We start from the raw sequence: 18,489 nt of genomic DNA, 5'->3' as shown, positions 1-18,489 counted from the left end.
GCTCAGCATTGTCTAGCGCGTTGCGCAGCCGTATCCCCCCGGATCGCCTGCGCATGTCCGGCCGAGCATCAGAACCCCATCTCTTGCTCGGCCGGAGCCTCGTTCCTTCGTGCAGCACCGCTGGAACCGGCTGCACGAAGGAACGGGGGGTCATTTAGTGTTGAGCCGCGCCTCTGCGCGCAACGAGGACCGCGACTAGGTCGGTAGCGGCATCAAACGTTCGCGACAGCCACGTTCGGAGCCGAGGCTCGAGGATGACCGCCACAATATAGGCCAAGCCTGCCGACAAGGCTGCCACGCCTACCAACGGCAGGAGGCCCGTAAATCCGAGGCGAGCCAAGCCACCCAAAAGGGCCGCACCGAGCACGTTGTGACCCAGATAAAGCGGGTAAGTCATCAGGCCCAGTTTTCGCAGCGCAACGCTCCAGGGAGCCAGCGACTTATTGACCGCGGGTAGAAGGATCGAGGCGACCATGAAAGCGACCAGCGATCCCCAGACGATTATCGGCGGCAGAATGTGACCAGGCGATCCAGTTTTCAGCGCGCGTTCGTGTACCTCAAAAGGGATTTCAATCATCGCAGCCGCGATCGACAGCCCGATCATGACCAACCGCCAGTTCGTCACTCCTCGTGCGCTGACCAACCATAGGAAGGCCCCTAACGCAAAGAAGCAGCCGTGTTCGATGAGGGCCAACTCGAAGAGCCGGTTATGGGGCTCGTTGAGCCATAGGCTGGCGATCCAGTAGACCAAGCTGATCAAACCAACCGCCGACATGACGTGCTCAAAGAAGCGCATCAATCCGGCAATCAGCAGCACAAAGACCATGGCATAGAAGGAAATCTCGATGCCGAGCGTCCAGTACACGCTATCTACCCAAGGCGAAAACGGAAAGAAGGCAAGCGATTTCAACAAGATCGCCACCGTCGCCTTGGTCGAAAGCGCGTGGGTAGTGACTAGGGCGACGGCGCTAAGCGGGGCCAAAATCCAGACAGCCGGCGCTAAGCGAAGCAGTCGGCTTTTTAGGAATTGGCTCGCAGACGCCTGAGCGGCGCTGAACGCGATAACGAAACCGGAGATGACAAAGAAGATCTGCACACCGATCCAGCCAAACTCCATGTGCGGACTGATCAGGGTCGCCGGGATGGGCGTGATGGCGACCTTGGCGCTCATGCCCGTCGGGAAGTAGGTGACCCAGAAGGTCAGGTGATAAACCGTGACGATCGCTGCGGCTGCGAACCGCAGAAGGTCGATACCAAGGTACTGCTTTCTTTCACTCGCCATCAAAGCCCCCGATGATGTTGCGGCCATGCTTGCCTAGCCGGTAGCCAGCAGGGACGCAACTTCGCGTGCAGCAATTTGGAGGCGCTCCCGTCAGTCTGCCGGGCGAGCGGCCTTGTAAGGATTACCCGAAGCGCACAGGCGCCCGTCGCCGTAGATCTCCCACGACAGCCAAGCAGTGAGCCGCTGGACCGTATCGAGGGTTGGTTGCGAGCCCACGACCACGCCGCTGGCGATGTAGACCATCGACGAGTAGTTGTTGCTCGCGCCGTTGGAGCCGAGGGCGAATAGCGCCGTGCTGGTGGTTGGAGCGGCGATCGTCGCCGTGGGGCTCGGGCTGAATGGCAAGTCGTTGAAATAGCCGAACTCGGTCGTGCCATCGAGACCGCCGATCACCATGCACAGCACGCCGTTCGTGTCGTTGAACACCGGGCGACTGGTGTCGACAAGGCCCGCGGTTCCGTCCGAAACACCGGAGGCCTTATCGTTCGACTTGTAGAGGTAGTTGCGGTTCGTGGCGCCACTGCCGATGGTCTTCAGGTAGCGCGTGCTGGTGTCGTTCGATTTCTCGATGCGGGCCATCCAGAACCAGCGAGAGTTGGAGTTTACCCCGCCCAGCATGGCGAGGACGTTCGCAGCGTTGGTGGTGATCAGTTCATCGTCGGTGCCGTCAAAGGTCATGCCCGGCTTGGCGAGCGCGGACGTTTGAGACTTGACGGGGCGCTTGGCGGCCGTGGCCTGCGCGAGCAAAGCCACGCCGTAGCGGGTGAACAGAGCGTTGGCGGCAAGAAGCGAGCTTGAGCCGACTGCGCCATCTTGCTGGTCGGCGGCGTAGGCCATCCACGACGTGCCGGTAATGCGATCTGGCGTCCAGTAGTCGGGGCGGCACTTCGCGAACGCCGCCTCCATGAGCGCATACCATTGCGTCATGTTGATCGTGCTGCGCGACGTACTGTCGGACATCGGAGCCGGGGCGGCCCAGTGGGTCGGGCTGTACTTGGTGTCGATCCCAGACGACGGATACGTACCGCCACCAGTCCACTGGCTGTAGGGCCAAGCCGCGCCCGTGTTGTAGAGCTGCATCGGCCCAAGGCCGTTACTGGCGTCGGCCGGGTCGAAACTGTTCAGGCGCATGGCCTCACGCAGCCAGAGCCACGCCGCGCTGTCCTGCCCACGCGGGAAGCGTTGAGTGTAGCCCGAGTTCGCGCGCACCTTTTCCAGGTAGGCGCCGAGCGCGCCAAACGGCCGGACCTTGGTGTCCCAAAACGCGTCGGTGTCGCCTGCCTGGCTGGTGAACGCCGTACCTTTACCGGTCCAAGACACCATCCAGAGGTCGTCGAACAGGCCCGCGCCATAGGAGGGCGTGCGCCATTGGTTGCTAGCCAGATAAGTCCACGAGTTGAGGGTGACGTTGGCGTTGTGCGTCAGGCTGCCGATCAGGCGGATGCGCTTTAGGAAGTCGGGTTGCTGACCAAGTTGGATCGCCTCGTAGCAAGCTTGCGCGAGGGTCGTGTAGCCTCCGATATTGGCGACCCAAAGCTTTTGATACGGATCGCTCGACGAGGGGCTTCCGTAGGCTACAGCCGCCGCGATCAACGCCTGAGCGGCAGCATGCTCGGCCGCGTAGCCAGTATCGCCCGACGTCCAGTAACCAGCGGCTGGGGCGTCAGTCTGCGAGCCCTGGTATACGAGCGGCGCAAGTTGCGCCTTGGTTTTAAAGGTGGCGGTCGGGTTGCGGGCTTGCAGATAAGGCCGATCAGCCTCGTAAGCCAGGAACAGCCCATCATAGGACGATGCAAGTCCATCGGGAGCGTTGGCCACGTAGCCGACGATGTTGAACTTGTCCTGGTCGATCAGGAACAGGGCGTTAGCCAGGTTATCGTCTCGCTCCTCGCCCGCAACGCTGTCTTGATCGGATGTGATAAAGAGGTTCATGACCGCGCTCGCCGCACTGACGGCGATAGACGTGGCCACGCTCGCCGAGCCGCTGGCGTCCGTGACGGCGATCGTGAACGCATAGGTGGCGGCCGTGGTCGGCGTGCCCGTCACCGCCCCGGTCGCGGGATTCAGCGTCAGGCCCGCTGGCAGGGCGCCGGCCGTGATCACGAAGATGTACGGCGCGTTCCCACCGGTCACCATGGGCGCGGAATTGTAGGCCACGCCCGTCGTGGCCGCGGGCGGCATCCAGCTCATGGCCAGGATGGCGGACGCGGCGCCGCCCACGCTCAGGGCGCGAAAACCGGCGATGCCGGCGCTGATCGACCTAGGCATAGAGCGCCACCGTCAGGACCGGCGAACCGCTGGCCGCGATCAGTTTCAGCGCGGCCAGGTCGCCGTCATAGATCAGCGGCTGGTCGCTGGTGGCCAGCAGCATGCCGACCGACACCGTCGGGTCGACCCCGTCGTCGCGCCAACGACCGTTGGCCGTTTCCACGCGGATCATGGCGTAGACGGCGCCATCCGGCAGCGCCGACCCCCGCAGCGCCGCGAGCGATTGGGCGGCGCTAGTCAGCGTGGCCTGAAAAATCGCTTTCGGCTTGGCCGCAAGGCCCTGCACCGGCACGGGGTAGTTCCGATCGCCCTGGATTTTCATGCGCTGGCCCTAGTCGAGGATGACACCCGGGCCATTGTGCGAGGCGCGCGCAGAGGGGGGGATAAAGCCGCCGGCCGTCGCGCCCAGGCCGCTGACCCCCAGTTCGGCGTACTGGTCGGCGTCGGCCTCGTGGCTGTGCTCGTTCTTCTCGGGCAGCGGGCGATAGGCGTTGCCGGTCTTGGCGAAGTGGTATCCGCCGCTGTAGGCGGCGATCAGGCCCCGGCAGCGCGGGCTGATCAGCAGGGCGGGCTCGCCCGGCCCCGCCGAGCGGCGCAGCCGGTCGCTGACCGCGCTAATCCGCTGCTCTGGCTTGTTGCTGGGCGCCAGGCGCACCGCGATCCCGGTATGGGCCTGAAGCAGCTGGGCGTAGCTGATCGCCCTGTTCATCGTGCTGCCGGCCTTGGCCGAGGGATCGACGATGATTTCGGCCTCGCGGCAGCGCGGGAACCGGGTGTCCATGGTGCGCCGGATCTCGGCGGCGAACTCGGTCAGGTCCATCTGGCGCTTGACCGGCGTGATCTCCTCGATCACCCGCCGCTGGTTGCTGTAGCTGACCTGGCTGAAGGTGGCGGCCGGGTTCAGCGTCTGGCCCGCATCCGCCCCGATCACCACGCGCAGCGACGGATCGGGCTCGATGTCGACGGTGGCCACGTGGACCTCGTCGCGGAAGTGGGCATAGACCGGCTTGCCCAGCCGCGGCCAGCCCGGCCGGCACATCAGCAGGCGGGCGATGTCGTAATCCGACATTTTCGACGCCAGCGCGCGATAATAATCCGGGTCGATCTTGCGCAGATTGTGCAGGTTTTCGGCTTCGGCGTTGGGCGTGCCGTCGGCCAGCAGGCCGGGCGGCTGCATGAACAGGCCCTCGCGATCCTCGCGGCGCAGATAGAACTTGTCGTGGAACCAGCTGCCGACGATCGGCGCGTTGAAGTCGCCATAGACGCCCGCCCAGGCCGGCGCCCACCCCTTGGCCCGGGCCTCTTCCGGGTCCCAGCGGTCGTCGGGTTCGGGATAGCGGCCGACCCGGTTGGCGGCCAGGCTCAGCAGGTCCTCGGCCGGCATGGTGTCGGTTTCCGGAAACCACCAGCCCGTGGTCTCGCGGCCGCGCATGAACTCTTCGGCCGACTTGTCCTGCAGCGCCCGGAACTTCATTTCCAGCTGCACCGGCGCGCCGTTGAAGTTCAGGCTGAAGACGTGTTCCGCCGGGTCGCCCTTGGCGCCGCTCCACTGGCCCCAGGTCTTGGGCCAGACCTTCAGATAGCTGGGGATCGCCGTGTCCCACAGGATCCGATAGGTCGGCGCCACGCAGGTGATCCGGCACTTGCGCACGCCGTCCCTTGGGCTAGGGTGCTGCATGAGAGTGACGCGGAGAAACCGCCGGGCAGAGCCCTGCGATTTTCCCCCAGCAGTAGGACCACCCAGCAGCGCGATCTTCGCGCGGCTGTGCTCATACGCCTTGGCCACCGGCCCGGCGTAGTTGCGCAGGTCTAAGGTCTGAACGCTCTCCGACACCCCTGACCCGCCTTCCCAGACCCTGACCCGTTTCGACGCGGACAGGTTCGGCGACCCCGGCAGGCGGGGGGCTTGGCGTGAAGACGTGATACCGGACGGAAGAACACCCCTAGGGACGAGGGGGCCGGCCGCGTTTGGGGGGGTGGGGGGTGGTCAAGGCCGGGGGGAGGTCCCCTCCCCCTGGCGGCCGGCGCGAGCGCCCAGGCGGCGCGGCCTGCTGATTTTCAATCAGCGTGCGCAATGGCCTCTAACCCTTACGGCGTAAGGGGTTGGCGCTAGTCGTGTGAGTTGGTTCGTGTGAGTTCGATCGGCAGCACTTCGATAAGTGCTTGATCTTCCTCGCTTTCCACGAACGCGCTCGGCAGCATCGCGCCGCCCGACGGCTCGGGATCCATGAGGATCAGCGGGACCTGGTCGCGGGGCTTCTCGGCCTCTTTCGGCGCCAGGCGCTGGTGCACGTAGGGCAGCAGCTCGCCATAGGCCTTGAACATCATCGCCCAGGCGTCGCGCACCCCCTGCATGGTCGGCTTGCCCGTCCCCGCATCGACCCAGCCCAGGGCCTTGGCCAGGTTCTCGGCCTTGACCACGGCCGCCAGCAGATCGACGTCCTTGAAGCCCAGCGCCCGCGCGCGGGCCTTGGCCTCGCGCCGGTCCTGGGCGGTCGGCATGCACAGCGCCGCGAGCTGCTGGCCCGGCGTGCGACCCTCATGCGTAGCGGTCAGGATCGCGCCCAGGTCGCCCGCCCGCTTGTTCTTCGCCCCCTTCGGCCGGCCGCGCCTCGGCGCGTTTTCCACCGCCGCTCCCGCTGTCGGCAAAACGCCCGCTGTCGGGGTTAGGTCGAATAAATCGGCCATTGTTTATGGGTTCTGTTGGGTTCTGCCGTTGGGTTCTGCGATTAATTCCGTTTTTTTAAGCACTTACTAGATACAGAACCTATAGAACCGTTAGAACCCTATACCTCTACATGTGTGCGCCTGCATGAGTGCATAGGAGCACGCCGCCAGGGTTCTGACGGTTCTAAGGGTTCTATCGCTGCAAGCTGTTGATCGGGTTCGCGTTTCGGTAGAACCGTCGCCAGAACCGTCTAGAACCGGGCTCAAATCGCCCCGATCCGAATTTCACGCTACCCCGGCGAGGGTCGGGGGAGGCTTAGGCATAGTTTGATCGCGGCCAACGGGTCGGGGTCGGGGCGATCGTAGGAAGAGGCGGAACCGGCGCGCACCGCGCCCCTGCGGGGCGCTGCGCCGGTGCGTAGGCAAGAGAAGCGGAGACGGCGCGCACCGGGGCCTGGCGGCCCCTGCGCCGTCAGTCACGGCCACCAGCGCTCCCGCGCTGGCGGCCGCGCCCTTTAGCGTCGAGGCGCGCGACGGCGGCCGTCCTGCAGCCCCTCGATCTGGCGGCCAATCAGAGCCTCCTCGACCGCCTCGACGGTCGCTTTAACCGTAAAGGCATGGCCGCCAGCGAGGCGCAGGTGGCAACATTCGTCGTCGCCCGCCGGGGCCTCATAGGCTGAGAACGAAACGATGCTCTCGATATCGACCCACACCACCTCGTCGTGCGGCCCGTCGAACTTGCTGAAATACGGCATGACGCCTCCATTGCCAAAGCGGCACCCTAGCGCGCCGATGGGGCGCGGGAAGGCCCCTTTGAACGCCCTATGCCAGGGCGTCGGCGAGGTTGATGAAGATCCCGCTGGCCTTGCGGTCCAGGCCCTTGTCGCACTTGCCGTTCTCCCAGAGGCCCTTGTCCATCTGGCGCAGCACGCCGATCCAGGGTCCGGGCGAGGCCAGGTGGCCCTGCCAGGGCGTGCCGGCGAACAACTCGAACAGCTGGGCGCTCTTGGCCGGCACGAACAGCCGCGCGGTGTCCCACGCCTGGGGTGAGAACCCGCCATCGCCAGCCTTGGGCCAGCTCAGCGCCAGGCCGCTCATGGCCAGGCGCCGGTTCACCTCGTCGGGCTGCATCATCGGATCGGCCTTGAAGGCCTCCAGCGCCGCCCCGACGCTCTTGCTGGCCTGCTGCTCGAGATAGCGCGGCGTGGCGCCCAGCAGGTGCATGAAACAGCGACGCCAGGTCTTTTCCTTGGTCGCCGTCTCCACCAGCTGGTCGGCGCGCAGCCATTCCATCCATTCCTTCAACTCGGCGGGTTCGGGCAGGGTGTCGCGCAGGGCCACGTGGCAGGCCGCCGCCAGCGGGCTGAAGGTGTCGGCCGAGCGGTCATCATGCCCCGCCGCCAGCAGCGCCTGGCGAAACACCCGCAGCAGGCCGCCCCAGCGCGGCCACCACTCGAACCAGCGGCGCAGCAGCTGCCGGCCCCACAGATCGACGTCGCCGGCGCTGATCGGGCTGTCGGCGGCCACGTCGGCCGCCCACTGCTCGATGGTGCGCGTGTCGATTTCCTTGGCCTCGACGCCCGGCTTGCGGATCAGCGGGCGCAGCAGGCACACCACCATGCGGCTGTCGTCCTGGGCGTTGGTGGCCGGCTTGGCGATCGAGCTGCCCATGAACGACGACATGAGGGCAAATTCCTTGCCCTGGCCGTCCTGGCCGCCGCGCTGCATCTTGTCGCCGCTATAGGCGATGCGCGCCAGCTCCAGGATCTTGTCGACGACGCGGTTGTCTTCCTTGCTCTCCATTTCGTCGACCAGGATCGCCACGCTGTCCTGGCGGATCTTCTGATAGATCCCGGCCTGGGTGGTGTTGCTGGTGCTCATCAGGGCGCCATTCATGGCCAGGCGCAGCAATTCCTGCAGCGTGCTCTTGCCGCTGCCCTCCTCGCCGTTGACGAACTGCACCGGCCGGCGGCGCAACGCCCCGCCCACCTTGGCCGTCATCAGCCAGCCCAGGGTCAGGCGCGCGTCCAGCTCGCCGCGATCCCAGTTGAAGGTGCGCAGCAGGCCCAGCAGGTTGTCGCCGGGCGAGCCCTCGCCCTCGGCCTCGTACTTGGCCGCCGGTCGCCCCAGCTTGGGCCGGGCCGCATAGATATGGCCGTTATACTCGCCGCAGGCGCGCCAGCGCCCCTGAATCAGCACCCGGTCGCCCGCGTGATAGATCAGACTGCCGTCATCGTCGCGCCAGGCGCCGCGCCCGCGGATATGGTCTTCGATCGCGAACCCGCCCTTCCAGGCGCAGGCGTTGATCAGGTCGATCAGCAGGTTCTCGGCCGCAAAGCCCGTCACCTCGGCCGGTGAGGTTTCCGTGCCCTTGCTCCAGCGCGGATAGGCCCATTCCAGCCACGACACCCGCCCGCCGAACGCCATCATCAGGGCGGTCTTGCCGACGTTTTCCTTCAGCATCCGCACGTGCCCCAGGGGCGAGAGCACATAGATGAACTGCTCATCCTGGCCCAGCGGGATGATCGGGCAGTTGTAGGGCAGCGCGCCGTCGTCGCCGATGAAACCGGCCTCGCGCCAACCGCCAGGCTCAATGTCGTGCTCCTCGCCCCACTTGTCCTTGACCTTCATGGGACAGCCGCGCGGCGGATCGGCCAGGCCCTGCTGGCGCAGTTCGCTGAACTCGACCGGGTCTAGCTCCAGCTCGCGGGCGATGGCGTCGTAAGGGTTGACCGGCCTATTCACGCGCGCACCCAATCGTTGAAGTCGTTGCCCACCTTGGCGCCCACCACCTTCAGGGGGCGTCCGGCGGCCTGGGCGCGCCAGTGGTCCACCACCTTGTCGAAGGCCGCGACGGCCTCGGGCTTCCAGTCGTTGTCGCGCAGCAGGATCGCGGCGCTGGCGAAGGGCGGCCAGTCCAGCAGGCCCATCAGGCTCAGCGACCCGGCCGCCCAGGCGCGATAGCCGGGCTGGGCCACGCCGCAGGTCAGGGTGGTTTCGATCCCCTCCCCGATCACCAGCGGAATGGCCGCGCCGCGCTTTTGCGCTTCGGTCGGCGATAGGCCGCCGGCCCCGCGCGTCAGGCGGATCGCCGATCCGCTGACGCTGCCGCGCATTTTCTTGGCCGGGGTCACCGGCGCCTTGCCCGAACCGTCCGGCGCCAGCCAGGTGATATGCAGGCCCGCCAGTTTGCTGCCGCGCGTCATGGCGCTGACCATGGCCGGCCAGGTGGTGATCTCGCCGGTTTCCTTGTCGAAGTGGTCCCAGGCGGGCGAGAAATGCAGGGCCTCGGGCAGTTTCGGCAGGCGCGACAGGTCGATGCCCCGCGCCTCGCGCAGATAGGTTTCGGCCACCGTGCCGCCGATCCCCGGCAGGGCCAGCCACTTGCCCAGCAGCTGCTGGCGCTTGGCGCTGGCCTCTTCCTCGCTCTTGGCCTCGCGCGCGCGGCGGTTGGCCTCCTCGCGCTCGCGGTCCTGGTCGGCCTGGGCCTTGGTGCGCACCTCGCCCTTGCCCCAGCCCAGCCATTCCAGCGCCCACCAGTAGGTGCTCATCTTGTCGGCGTGGCGCTCGCAGCGGGCGATCAGGTCGAAGATGTCGCCGCCGTCCTTGGTGGCGAAGTCGTGCCAGGCCCCGATGTCGAAGTTCTTCACCCGGGCCACGGCGATGTTGAACGAGCCCGCCCGGCGATCGTCGCGCCAGGGGTTCCTGGGCCACACGCGGCCGTCGTCCTCTTTCATCTGGCCAAAGCCCAGGCGGGTCAGCAGGCGGTTGATATTGGCCTGCAGCTGCGCCTTGACCTCGGCCCAGGCGTAGGGAAGTTCGCGGCGCTGGGGGGTCATCGGGTCAGCGTCCGCGCGCGCGACAACCGCGCGATCGAGAGCAGCTGGTCACGGAAGCGCTCAGGGGTCCGGTTTCGAATACGGACTTTGTCCTTGCCGCCCACCATGGCCATCATCCCGATGCGCCGGGCTTTTTCGTAGCCGTATTTCTCCAGCGCGACAGGATGCAGGCGCTGCTCACCCTTGCCCCACAGCAGATCGGGCAGGTCTTCGCGGCTCACCCCGAAAACGTAGAGCCACGTCAGCTTGTTTGCGAAGTGGCCGTAGAACCCCTGATCCACGCAGCAGGTCCAGCCGCCCAGATCGTCAGCTTTTACCCATCCGCCTTGACGAGGCGGCGCGTTGAGTTGGAACAGACCCCAGGCCCGGCTGTCACAGGGGTGCTCGATGACGCCGCCATAGGCGCGGACGGTCGACAGGGCGTGCTCGAAACAGCCGCCGTCGTCGCCCATCTTGAACTGGTGCGGCTTGCGCGTGCTGCCATGCCAGAAGCGCCCAAAACGCTTGCAGCTCGGATGGGCCACGACTGGCCAGGGCCCGCGATAGGCCCTCCCGTCAAGATGCACCGTCGTTGAACCGTCAGCGTGATCTTCTCCGTGGCCAACGACGGTTACGTCAGGCAGGCCGAAGTAGCAGCCGCCGGTCTCGACATAGAGGGCCGCCACCTGCAGAGCGTCGCCTCTCCCTGAGGTGCGGCCGGGAGCGGGGCGCAACCCGCCCCCGGCCTGCCGAACTTCCGATCCATGAGCCGCGGGATACCCACCCGTTCTCCCCGCACGGCTTGTGAAGTCCCTCTGGATCGGCATTCCAGCCGCGTCGGTCGGCGGCTGTTGCAATTGCGGGGCGGGCGTCTTGTGCGCGGGGGCCATCAGCTGGCCTCCCGCAGGTCGGTGACGAGCGACACGGCCGCGCCGGCCGCGTCGTCGTGGGTGATCAGCAGCGCCGCCTCGCCGGCGGCGCACAGGGCCGCCCAGGCGGCCCTGGCCGTGTCGGCCGCGTGCCAGGTCGCGAGCAGGCGGTCCAGCGCCGGGTCCAGGGCCGCGCGGGCCAGCGGCGGCAGGGGTTCGGGCGCGCCCATCCCGCCCACGCCCTGGTCGGCGGCGAGCGCCAGCGTCACGGCGCGGCGCTGGGCCACGTAATCCTTGCGCGCCAGGATCAGCTGGATTTCGGCGGTCAGGGCGTCCAGCTCGACCGCCAGGGGCGAGCCGTCGTCGCGTTCGTCTTCCACCGCCTGGATATGCTCGCGGATGGTCTTGCGCGTGGCCTTGCTCAGATTGGCCAGTTCATGCACCGACAGCCCGGCCGCCACGTGGCCCAGGTAGAAGCTCAGCTTGCGCGCCCGGATCAGGCCCGCGCCGGCGCGGGTCTCCCCGCCCCCGGCGAACTGCACCTGCACGGCGTTGACGTCCTCGTGGTCGGCCACCACCCGGGCGGCGACGATCCAGCGCGGCCGGGCGGCGTCGTAGTTTTCGGTCTTCAGCTTGCGATCGGCCCCCGACATGGCGTCACCCGTCCAGATCGGCGCGGAAGCGCGCCGGCGCCGGGGCCGCGTCGGCCGGCGGCGCCAACTCGACGACGTTGGCGCCCGCCTGCCCCGCCGGCGGCGGGTCGATGGCCAGGGCCGCCAGCGCCGCCTTCTCGCCCAGGGCCTTGGCGTTGCTGGCCCGGCCCGCCGCATCCAGGCAGGCGAAGGTCTCGGCGAAGCGGAACAGGTTGAAGCACCGGCCCACCCCGTCGGGCGAGACGGCGGGGATCACCGCCCGGTTGGCCTTGCGGGCCAGCTTGCCCAGTTCGACCGCGCGGCGCGCCGGCTTGTCGGCGCAGGCCTGGGCCTCGGCGACCAGGGCGCGCCAGGTGGCCAGGTCGGTGGGGGTCCAGGGGGTCATTTGCCACCGCCGAGGACTCGGCCCAGCTTGCGGGCATGGGCGAAAAGACGGTTCAGGAGCGCCTGCGCGCGCTGGAAAAGACGGTGGACAAGCTTGGCGAGGGAGGCGTTGAAGCCCACCTGCGCCTGGGCGCCGCCGAAGCTGTTCTGTTCGGCCTGGCCCTGGGCTTCGTGAACAACATTAAGGCCAAGACGGTCACGCCGGCCGAGAACGCCCAACTCTTCATGGACGCGGTCATGCAGTACAGCGGCCATTCGGACGACGGCGGGATCGGCTCCGAGCAGTTGGAGCTGCTGCGCGAGTTCGCCGAGCGCCTGCAGGCTTACGCCCGCCCCGGCGCCACAGGCACACGCGGGCCAGTCAACTAGCGGCAACACCGGCGATCGGGGATCCAGCCGCGCCAGCCGCGGCGCTACGCCCTGTGCCTTACGCGCATCTGCCCGCGCTTCCAGCACCTCGGCCAAGGTGAAGCGACCCCTCACGTAGTCCCGGGCGCGAAACTTCATCGGTATCATTGCCGGGCCTCCGCAATGAAGTCCTCGGCGCTCAACGCCAGACCGTCAGCCTGCGCCGCCCGGAGGAACGCCGCCTGATACCGCGCCGGCACTAGACCACCTTGACCTCCGGTCGAGACGCGCCGGTTCCACTTCCTCAACGCCTCGGTCGTAAGACCGGCAATGGCGCTCGCACGAGCGGCGCCAAACACGCGAAACACCCGCTCTACGGGCGTTTCGTCAGGCTGGGCCTTGTGGTTTAGGACAATTTGTCGCATAGGGACTTTCCGTCACGGACCATCCGTCCCATTTTGGCTGAACTGATTTGGCCTATTCGGTCAATACCGCTCTCTCGCGACACACCGCATACCGTTCGGTCATGGAAGAAGCCCTGACCTGGACGATCGTCGCTGAACGCCTGGAGACCATGCCTCGCGGCGCGGCCTACCAGTTGTCTAAGACGCTCGGGATGAATTCGAGCTACCTCTACCGGAAGCTCAAAAGCGGCGGCGACCTTAGCGAACGCCACGCCCAGCAGGTTCGGGCCTTCTTCAACGAAACCCCGCCGGAACCTCAGCAGTTCGGGCCGCCGCCGACATCTTCACGCAACAAGGTCCCGGTGTTCGGCTACGCCGCCGCTAGCGACGGCGAACGCATCGCCCTGAATGAGGGTGAGGTCATCGACTGGATTGAATTGCCCCATGGCCTGGCGCTAGGCCCAGGCGAGTTCTTCGGGGTTCGCCCAATGGGCAGCAGCATGGAGCCACGGATCTTCCCGGGCGAAACGCTGATTGTGCGAAAAAACTATCCGCCGGCCCGCGATCGTGACGTCGTTATCGAGTTCACCGATGGTTCAGGCGTGATCAAGACCTACGAAGGCCAGCGCCAAGGTCATGTGTTCGCCAAACAGTGGAATGAGCCCAAGACCTTGACCTACGAAGCGACCAAAGTTCGCGCACTGCACGCCGTCGCCTTCAAGCTTTAATTAGCGGGCACGCCATACACCAACGCTCGGGCCTCCTCAGCCTCGCGCTTGCGCGCCGCCTTCAACGCGGCCTTAGCCTGTTCGCAAGCCTGAATATCGATAGGCATGTCGGCCCCTGACTGCTCACAGTCGACCCTGACTTGCACCTCTAGCGGGTCGCCCATAACAGCGAACGGCGCACCACCTCGCACCTCCGTGACGTAGTCGCCCGCCACATCAGGGTGGGCGTTCAGGAAGCGCGCGTTGCGTCGCTCCAGCCCCGCCCTGTAGGCCTCTCTCAGTTCTGCCGCGTGCGAGGCCTCGATAGCCGACCACGCCCAGAACCCACCACCAACCACAGCGGCAGCAACCCCGCCCAAAATCAAAATCGCGCGCCTCATTGCGCCAGTTTGACAACCGACCGTCCTGGTCGCCATCGGCAAACCGTCCCTATATTTGTTCCACGTGGAACATTTGGGTTGACGATTAGGACCATTAGTCCTCTACCATCCGTCCCTGTCACCGTTTCACACGAAACACAAACGGAAGGGGCGAACGTGTCCGAACCCACACCGCATGCCGACGTGCTCAACAGCACCGCGCAAGGCCAGCTGAAATCCATCATCGAGCGCGTCGAGCGCCTGGCGGTCGAAAAGGCCGAGATCAGCGACCAGATCGACGAGGTCTACGCCGAAGCCAAGGGCAACGGTTTCGACGTCAAGGTGCTGAAGACCGTCGTGCGCCTGCGCAAGACCGACCGCGCCAAGCGCCAGGAGGCCGACGCCATCCTGGACCTCTACCTCTCCGCCATCGGGGAGGTCTGAGCCATGACCCAGCTGATCCAGCAACACCCCGTCCTGGCCTTCGTCGCCTTCGCCGTCGTCGCGGGCGCGATCTATCAGGCCAGCAGCGCCCTCGCCGACTTCCTGGAAGCCTGCGCCGAGGAGCGCCGCGCCTTCGCCGCCATGCACGCCGCCAACGTCGAGGCGATCGAGGCCGAGGTCGAGCGCGACACCGACCGCCACCGTCGCAACTACCCGGAGGCCTGAGCCATGACAAAGGTTCACTTCACAACGTCGATGACCGAGCAGCAGGCCCAGGACATGCAGGCCGCTTTGGACGGCGCGCTTGACCGCATGATCGCCATCACCGGCTCGCTTGCCGACATTTCACCGGGCGACCAAACCCTCTCGGCCATGGGCGCGCTGATCGAGCGCCTGGTGCTGACCACGCTGCAGCGCATGACGGCCCTGGGCGAATTCAGCAAGACCTCGACCTACGGCAACGTCACCACCGTGGCCGTCCACTGCGCCGTTTCCCACCTTGGCGCCATGGGCGCCGCCGGCAAAGCGTTCCTCGCGCCAATCGCCGCGCGTGCCTTGGCGAACGGCATCAACGGAGCGGCCTGCGACGGCGGCCGGCACACCGACCGGAGGGCGCACTGATGGTTCCCTACGCTCCGCCGCCCGAGGAGGAAGCGGCCCAGGCCGCCGAGCGCCTGCGCCTGGGCCACAGGCGCGACGCCGAGGGCAAGCCGGCCCGCGGCATGACCCTGATCATCGCTGGCGAGGGAACCGGCAAGTCTCAGATGCACCCCGTCCTTGTCGCCCAGTGGGAGGCGGCCGGCGGCAAGGTTGTGCGACTGCCGACCGACAACCCCATTCGCGGCCACGAGGTCACGGGCGTGTTCATCGACGAGGGCCACCAAGTCACGCCCGCCGCCGCCCGCCAGATCCTGGGGCGGCCGAGCCTGGGCGCCCGCGTCGCCATCGCCATGGACGCCCTCGACCGAGCCATGCCCTGGCTGATGATCGCCGCCGCCATCGCCTTTTGCCTCTTCATCGCCTGGATGGTGGCCACGGGCGCGGCGCTCGACGCCGCGGCGGTGCGCCGATGAGCCGGGCCAATTTCTGCCTGGGGCGCGGGTTCGAGCCTGATCGCACCTTCGCCACCGCCGACGAGCTGGCCCGCGCCCTGCTGGCCCTGCTGGTCGAGCGCGGCCACGCGGGCATGCCGTTCGGCCTGCGCGACGCCAACGCCGCCCGCGACGCCGTCCACGCCAGCGGGCCGTGCGTGCGGGTGACCGTCTATGCGCCCGAGGGCCAGGCCGTGGATCCGGGCTTTGCCTATCTCTTCACCCCGTTCGGCCCCGCCGCCCGCGACAAGCTGGCCCAGGCCATCGCCGCGGCCGATCCCGACTGGAGCGCCCGCGTGCGCCAGCCGGCGGCGGCGCCGGGCCTTCAGCTGGCCCCCTCAGAGCCCGAAAGGAGCGCGGCATGACTGGCCGCCGCAATCGCACCGCCAGCGCCCTCTGGCGCAAGAGCCTGGACACCGAGACCGCCCGCAAGACGCCCCTGGGCGCCCTGGTCGCCGACGTCTCCAGCACCGCCCACTACCTCGCAGGCTTTGGCCTGATCGTCTCGGTGCGCGAGCTGCCCGCCGGCGCCTTGTCGGCCGACTGGCTGGCCCACGGCGAAGGGCCGCTGCTGTCGCCGGCCGGCGAGCGCACGTGGAATGCGCTGCTCACCCTGGCCCAGCACCTGGCGACCTCGCCCCAGATGTTCGGCGCCAGCGGCGACCTGGCCGCCGTGGTGCTGCACCCCCAGGCCATCACGCATGCCGACGCGGCCCTGCAGGGCGAGAAGCGGGAGGCGGCTTGATGGGCAAGCAACACCTGGCCGAGCGCATTCTCGCGCAGGCCGAAAAGGTTCGCGCCGAAACTCTGGCCGCGTTCGCTGACCTCGACATCGACGCCCAGCCGGCCGCGATCGCCGCGCTCCTGAACGCCGCCGGCATGACCGTAGCCGACGTCGTCGGCTACGCGGTCGAAACCCACAAGGTGGAAGAAGCGGCAAACCTCGCCGCCGACCAGCTATTCGAACTGGCCTGCGCCCAATGGTCGCTACGGCTTCACGCCAGCAGGCGATCCCAGTCGTGACCGCCGCCGCCCTCTCCCAGGCGGCCGTCGCCCAGGCCGTGGGCCTGTCGCGCTCGCGGTTCGCCCACGTCTGGCGCGACCTGGTGGCCGACGGCCGCCTGCCCGCGCCGTTCCTCAGCGGCCCGGGCGTCCACCCCAAGTGGGACGCCGACGCCATCGCCGCGCTGAAGGCTGGCCAGCACCAGGCCCAGCCCGCCCCGCCCGCCCCCGCCGCGTCTCGCCCACCCCAGGCCGCCGACGCCGCCCGCCTCGATCGCCAGCGCAGCACCCTGCGCGGCCTTCTCCAACGCCAAGGAGCCTGACGCCCATGGTCGCCTATAATTTTCAACCCGCCTTCCAGGCCGCCATTCGCGACGGTAGCAAGGACCTCACCTTCCGCCGCATCGGCGTGGCCAAGCACGCCCGGCCGGGCGACCGCATCCCCCTGCTGTTTCCGCAGGGGCCCGGCAAGAAGGCCGCCGGCGTCACCGCCCTGTGCGTGCTGCGCGCCCAGGTGATGATCACCGGCGCGGGCGTGCTGCGCATCGTCGGCCCCGTGCTCACCTTCAACGACCACGGCGCGGGCCTGGCCCGCCTGCTGGAGGCCTGCGAACAGGCCATGCCCCAGGCCGCCGAGCACCTGCCCAGGCTGGCCGCCCACGACGGCTTCGCCGACTGGCCCGCCCTGTGGACATGGCAGCGCGACAACGCCCGCGACGACGAAAGCGCCCACGAGCTGGCGCGCATCGTCATCGGCTGGAACCCCGCCACGATCGAGGAGCGCGCCTGAGCCATGACCGAGTTGATCAAACCCCTGTTCGACGCCGTCGCCTTCGCCCAGGCCCTGCGCCAGCGCCTGGCCGACCGCGCCGACCTGCCCGGCTATCGCGACGCCGCCGCCGAGGCCGGCGTCTCGGCCGCCACCTTCAGCCGCGCCGCCAACGCCGACGCCACCCTCAGCCACGAAAACTTCCTGCGGCTCAGCGCCTGGCTCGCCGCGGCGTCGGGCGGGAAGGCGGCGGCGTGAGCGGGCGTCGCTTCGGTCAACAGACCGCCGCCGAACTGGCGGAGGCCCGCGCCGCCGCCGACGCGGTGATGGAAGACTATGGCGAGGGCGACCTTGCGCGCTTCCGCGCCGACGGCATCTGGAACGATCACCCCGCCGTTCAGGCCGCCCTGCGCGTGATCATGGATCGCAATGACGGCCATGCGCCAGGGCACGCCGATGTCACGCGCGACGCCGATGGGCGGATCCGCCAACTGGCGGCGGTCGGCCTGCCGGCCGAGGCGGAGTGGCTGCTGGCGGCCAAGGACCGCTGGCACAACCGCGCCCTGGCGGCCGAGCGCGATCAGGGCTTGGGCGGCGCCGAAGTCGTCGCGCGGTTGACCGAGGTGATGACCGAGACGATGGAGCGCGCCCAGCAGGCGCTGCGCTACCTGGCCAAGCACCAGAACTTCGAAGACGACGGCGCAGGCAACCGCTATCGCGAAGGCTTCGAAATCGCCTGCGAGGTCGGCCAGTCGTCGATCGCCGACAGCATCGAGCGCCACCGCGCTTCGATCCTCGCCGCCGCGCCCTCGCCTCCCGCCGTCTCCCATGAGGGGGAAGAGGGTAAACCGGATCTATCGAAGGCCTTCCCCGATAGCGAGGGGTTCGGTGCGAGCTTCGACCGCGAAGACGGCGTGTGGATTCTCTACACGATGCCGGGCGCCAAGGCGTTCGGCCAGATCTACGGCTACGACCGCGAGAGGATCGACTGGGTTATCGCCGCCCTACGCAAGGCCGCCGCCCCTGACGAGAAGGCTGCGCTGGTGGAGGGCGAAGCGTTCCAACGGGTCTACGCCGCCGTTGCCGACCGGAAGGCGGGCGCTGATCGCGAAATGTCGCGCAATCGGGCCTTCATCTACTCGCCCGAGATGGTGGCGGAGGAATACAAGCTTGCGACCGTCCCCGGCCTCTCGCTCGCCGACCTGATGGCCCTGCTCGCCGCCCTCTCTCCTCAAGGGGAGGGTGATCAGTGACCTGTCGCCACGAAGCACGCTTCGTCATCTGCCCAGGCTGCGGCGGTGAGGGCATTTGGGACGTGCCTACCGGCTGGATCGACTACGACCGTGGCGAGCCGATCACCGAGACGCACGCCTGCAAAACGTGCGGAGGGTCGGGCCAGGTCG

Annotated in this window: 25 protein-coding genes; 13 read left to right on the top strand and 12 right to left on the bottom strand. The window is 67.7% G+C overall.

All coding sequences use genetic code 11. The features are described from left to right. Positions 1 to 154: 154 nt before the first annotated feature. The 11 genes from I4Q42_RS12305 to I4Q42_RS12255 form a co-directional block, all read right to left on the bottom strand. Complete coding sequence (locus I4Q42_RS12305) at positions 155 to 1,309, bottom strand: acyltransferase family protein (protein ID WP_198576365.1); 1,155 nt, start codon at positions 1,307 to 1,309, stop codon at positions 155 to 157. A gap of 63 nt (positions 1,310 to 1,372) precedes the next feature. Beyond that, positions 1,373 to 3,550, bottom strand: a complete 2,178-nt coding sequence (locus I4Q42_RS12300; protein WP_198576364.1) for an Ig domain-containing protein — start codon at positions 3,548 to 3,550, stop codon at positions 1,373 to 1,375. Continuing rightward, positions 3,543 to 3,872 (bottom strand): hypothetical protein, encoded by a 330-nt coding sequence (locus I4Q42_RS12295; protein WP_198576363.1) that lies wholly within the window; start codon positions 3,870 to 3,872, stop codon positions 3,543 to 3,545. The genes I4Q42_RS12300 and I4Q42_RS12295 overlap by 8 nt, the downstream gene beginning before the upstream one ends. Before the next feature lie 9 nt (positions 3,873 to 3,881). Then, positions 3,882 to 5,201, bottom strand: a complete 1,320-nt coding sequence (locus I4Q42_RS12290) for a hypothetical protein (protein ID WP_198576362.1) — start codon at positions 5,199 to 5,201, stop codon at positions 3,882 to 3,884. Positions 5,202 to 5,659: 458 nt separating this feature from the next. After that, positions 5,660 to 6,178, bottom strand: coding sequence for a hypothetical protein (locus I4Q42_RS12285; protein WP_198576361.1), 519 nt, complete (start codon positions 6,176 to 6,178; stop codon positions 5,660 to 5,662). 554 nt (positions 6,179 to 6,732) lie between these two features. Further along, positions 6,733 to 6,972, bottom strand: coding sequence for a hypothetical protein (locus I4Q42_RS12280; protein ID WP_198576360.1), 240 nt, complete (start codon positions 6,970 to 6,972; stop codon positions 6,733 to 6,735). Between the two features lie 67 nt (positions 6,973 to 7,039). After that, on the bottom strand, positions 7,040 to 8,962 hold the full coding sequence (locus I4Q42_RS12275) for a hypothetical protein (RefSeq protein ID WP_198576359.1): 1,923 nt from the start codon (positions 8,960 to 8,962) through the stop codon (positions 7,040 to 7,042). Beyond that, entirely contained in the window at positions 8,959 to 10,056 is a 1,098-nt protein-coding gene (locus I4Q42_RS12270; RefSeq protein ID WP_198576358.1) for a DUF7146 domain-containing protein, read from the bottom strand. The genes I4Q42_RS12275 and I4Q42_RS12270 overlap by 4 nt, the downstream gene beginning before the upstream one ends. After that, positions 10,053 to 10,721 carry a hypothetical protein gene (locus tag I4Q42_RS12265; RefSeq protein ID WP_198576357.1) on the bottom strand — a complete coding sequence of 223 codons (669 nt, stop codon included), beginning with the start codon at positions 10,719 to 10,721 and terminating at the stop codon, positions 10,053 to 10,055. Before I4Q42_RS12265 ends, I4Q42_RS12270 begins: the two co-directional genes overlap by 4 nt. A gap of 203 nt (positions 10,722 to 10,924) precedes the next feature. Beyond that, positions 10,925 to 11,557 (bottom strand): hypothetical protein, encoded by a 633-nt coding sequence (locus tag I4Q42_RS12260; protein ID WP_198576356.1) that lies wholly within the window; start codon positions 11,555 to 11,557, stop codon positions 10,925 to 10,927. 4 nt (positions 11,558 to 11,561) lie between these two features. Then, positions 11,562 to 11,942, bottom strand: a complete 381-nt coding sequence (locus tag I4Q42_RS12255; RefSeq protein WP_198576355.1) for a hypothetical protein — start codon at positions 11,940 to 11,942, stop codon at positions 11,562 to 11,564. A 35-nt stretch (positions 11,943 to 11,977) separates the two neighbouring features. On the opposite strand from I4Q42_RS12255, the gene I4Q42_RS12250 reads away from it, so the two are divergent. Together I4Q42_RS12250 and I4Q42_RS12245 are read left to right on the top strand one after the other, a co-directional pair. Further along, positions 11,978 to 12,310, top strand: a complete 333-nt coding sequence (locus I4Q42_RS12250; protein WP_198576354.1) for a hypothetical protein — start codon at positions 11,978 to 11,980, stop codon at positions 12,308 to 12,310. A 451-nt stretch (positions 12,311 to 12,761) separates the two neighbouring features. Beyond that, the gene (locus I4Q42_RS12245; protein WP_198576353.1) at positions 12,762 to 13,421 is read left to right on the top strand and encodes a S24 family peptidase; all 660 of its coding nucleotides are present in this window, start codon (positions 12,762 to 12,764) and stop codon (positions 13,419 to 13,421) included. Here the strand turns inward: I4Q42_RS12245 and I4Q42_RS12240 are convergent. After that, the gene (locus I4Q42_RS12240; RefSeq protein WP_198576352.1) at positions 13,418 to 13,837 is read right to left on the bottom strand and encodes a hypothetical protein; all 420 of its coding nucleotides are present in this window, start codon (positions 13,835 to 13,837) and stop codon (positions 13,418 to 13,420) included. The genes I4Q42_RS12245 and I4Q42_RS12240 overlap by 4 nt on opposite strands. A gap of 120 nt (positions 13,838 to 13,957) precedes the next feature. Between I4Q42_RS12240 and gapR the strand changes: the two genes are divergently transcribed. The 11 genes from gapR to I4Q42_RS12185 are packed head-to-tail and all read left to right on the top strand — an operon-like array spanning position 13,958 to position 18,339. After that, entirely contained in the window at positions 13,958 to 14,224 is a 267-nt protein-coding gene (gapR, locus tag I4Q42_RS12235; protein ID WP_198576351.1) for a nucleoid-associated protein GapR, read from the top strand. Between the two features lie 3 nt (positions 14,225 to 14,227). After that, on the top strand, positions 14,228 to 14,449 hold the full coding sequence (locus tag I4Q42_RS12230) for a hypothetical protein (RefSeq protein WP_198576350.1): 222 nt from the start codon (positions 14,228 to 14,230) through the stop codon (positions 14,447 to 14,449). Between the two features lie 3 nt (positions 14,450 to 14,452). Further along, positions 14,453 to 14,845 (top strand): hypothetical protein, encoded by a 393-nt coding sequence (locus I4Q42_RS12225; RefSeq protein ID WP_198576349.1) that lies wholly within the window; start codon positions 14,453 to 14,455, stop codon positions 14,843 to 14,845. Then, complete coding sequence (locus tag I4Q42_RS12220; protein WP_198576348.1) at positions 14,845 to 15,297, top strand: hypothetical protein; 453 nt, start codon at positions 14,845 to 14,847, stop codon at positions 15,295 to 15,297. The genes I4Q42_RS12225 and I4Q42_RS12220 overlap by 1 nt, the downstream gene beginning before the upstream one ends. Then, a complete protein-coding gene (locus I4Q42_RS12215) occupies positions 15,294 to 15,680 on the top strand; it encodes a hypothetical protein (protein WP_198576347.1) in 387 nt (128 codons plus the stop codon). The genes I4Q42_RS12220 and I4Q42_RS12215 overlap by 4 nt, the downstream gene beginning before the upstream one ends. After that, positions 15,677 to 16,060, top strand: a complete 384-nt coding sequence (locus I4Q42_RS12210; RefSeq protein ID WP_198576346.1) for a hypothetical protein — start codon at positions 15,677 to 15,679, stop codon at positions 16,058 to 16,060. Before I4Q42_RS12215 ends, I4Q42_RS12210 begins: the two co-directional genes overlap by 4 nt. Next, on the top strand, positions 16,060 to 16,338 hold the full coding sequence (locus tag I4Q42_RS12205; protein ID WP_198576345.1) for a hypothetical protein: 279 nt from the start codon (positions 16,060 to 16,062) through the stop codon (positions 16,336 to 16,338). Before I4Q42_RS12210 ends, I4Q42_RS12205 begins: the two co-directional genes overlap by 1 nt. Beyond that, positions 16,335 to 16,640 carry a hypothetical protein gene (locus I4Q42_RS12200; protein WP_198576344.1) on the top strand — a complete coding sequence of 102 codons (306 nt, stop codon included), beginning with the start codon at positions 16,335 to 16,337 and terminating at the stop codon, positions 16,638 to 16,640. Before I4Q42_RS12205 ends, I4Q42_RS12200 begins: the two co-directional genes overlap by 4 nt. 5 nt (positions 16,641 to 16,645) lie before the next feature. Continuing rightward, positions 16,646 to 17,107: a hypothetical protein gene (locus tag I4Q42_RS12195; protein WP_198576343.1), complete on the top strand. Its 462-nt coding sequence runs from the start codon at positions 16,646 to 16,648 to the stop codon at positions 17,105 to 17,107. A 3-nt stretch (positions 17,108 to 17,110) separates the two neighbouring features. Next, complete coding sequence (locus I4Q42_RS12190; protein WP_198576342.1) at positions 17,111 to 17,344, top strand: hypothetical protein; 234 nt, start codon at positions 17,111 to 17,113, stop codon at positions 17,342 to 17,344. Next, positions 17,341 to 18,339 carry a hypothetical protein gene (locus tag I4Q42_RS12185; protein WP_198576341.1) on the top strand — a complete coding sequence of 333 codons (999 nt, stop codon included), beginning with the start codon at positions 17,341 to 17,343 and terminating at the stop codon, positions 18,337 to 18,339. Before I4Q42_RS12190 ends, I4Q42_RS12185 begins: the two co-directional genes overlap by 4 nt. Positions 18,340 to 18,489: the final 150 nt, after the last annotated feature.

The sequence above is a fragment of the Caulobacter hibisci genome, from assembly GCF_016135805.1.
GTDB lineage: Bacteria > Pseudomonadota > Alphaproteobacteria > Caulobacterales > Caulobacteraceae > Caulobacter > Caulobacter hibisci.
This window is presented reverse-complemented; position numbering and strand designations above follow the sequence as displayed.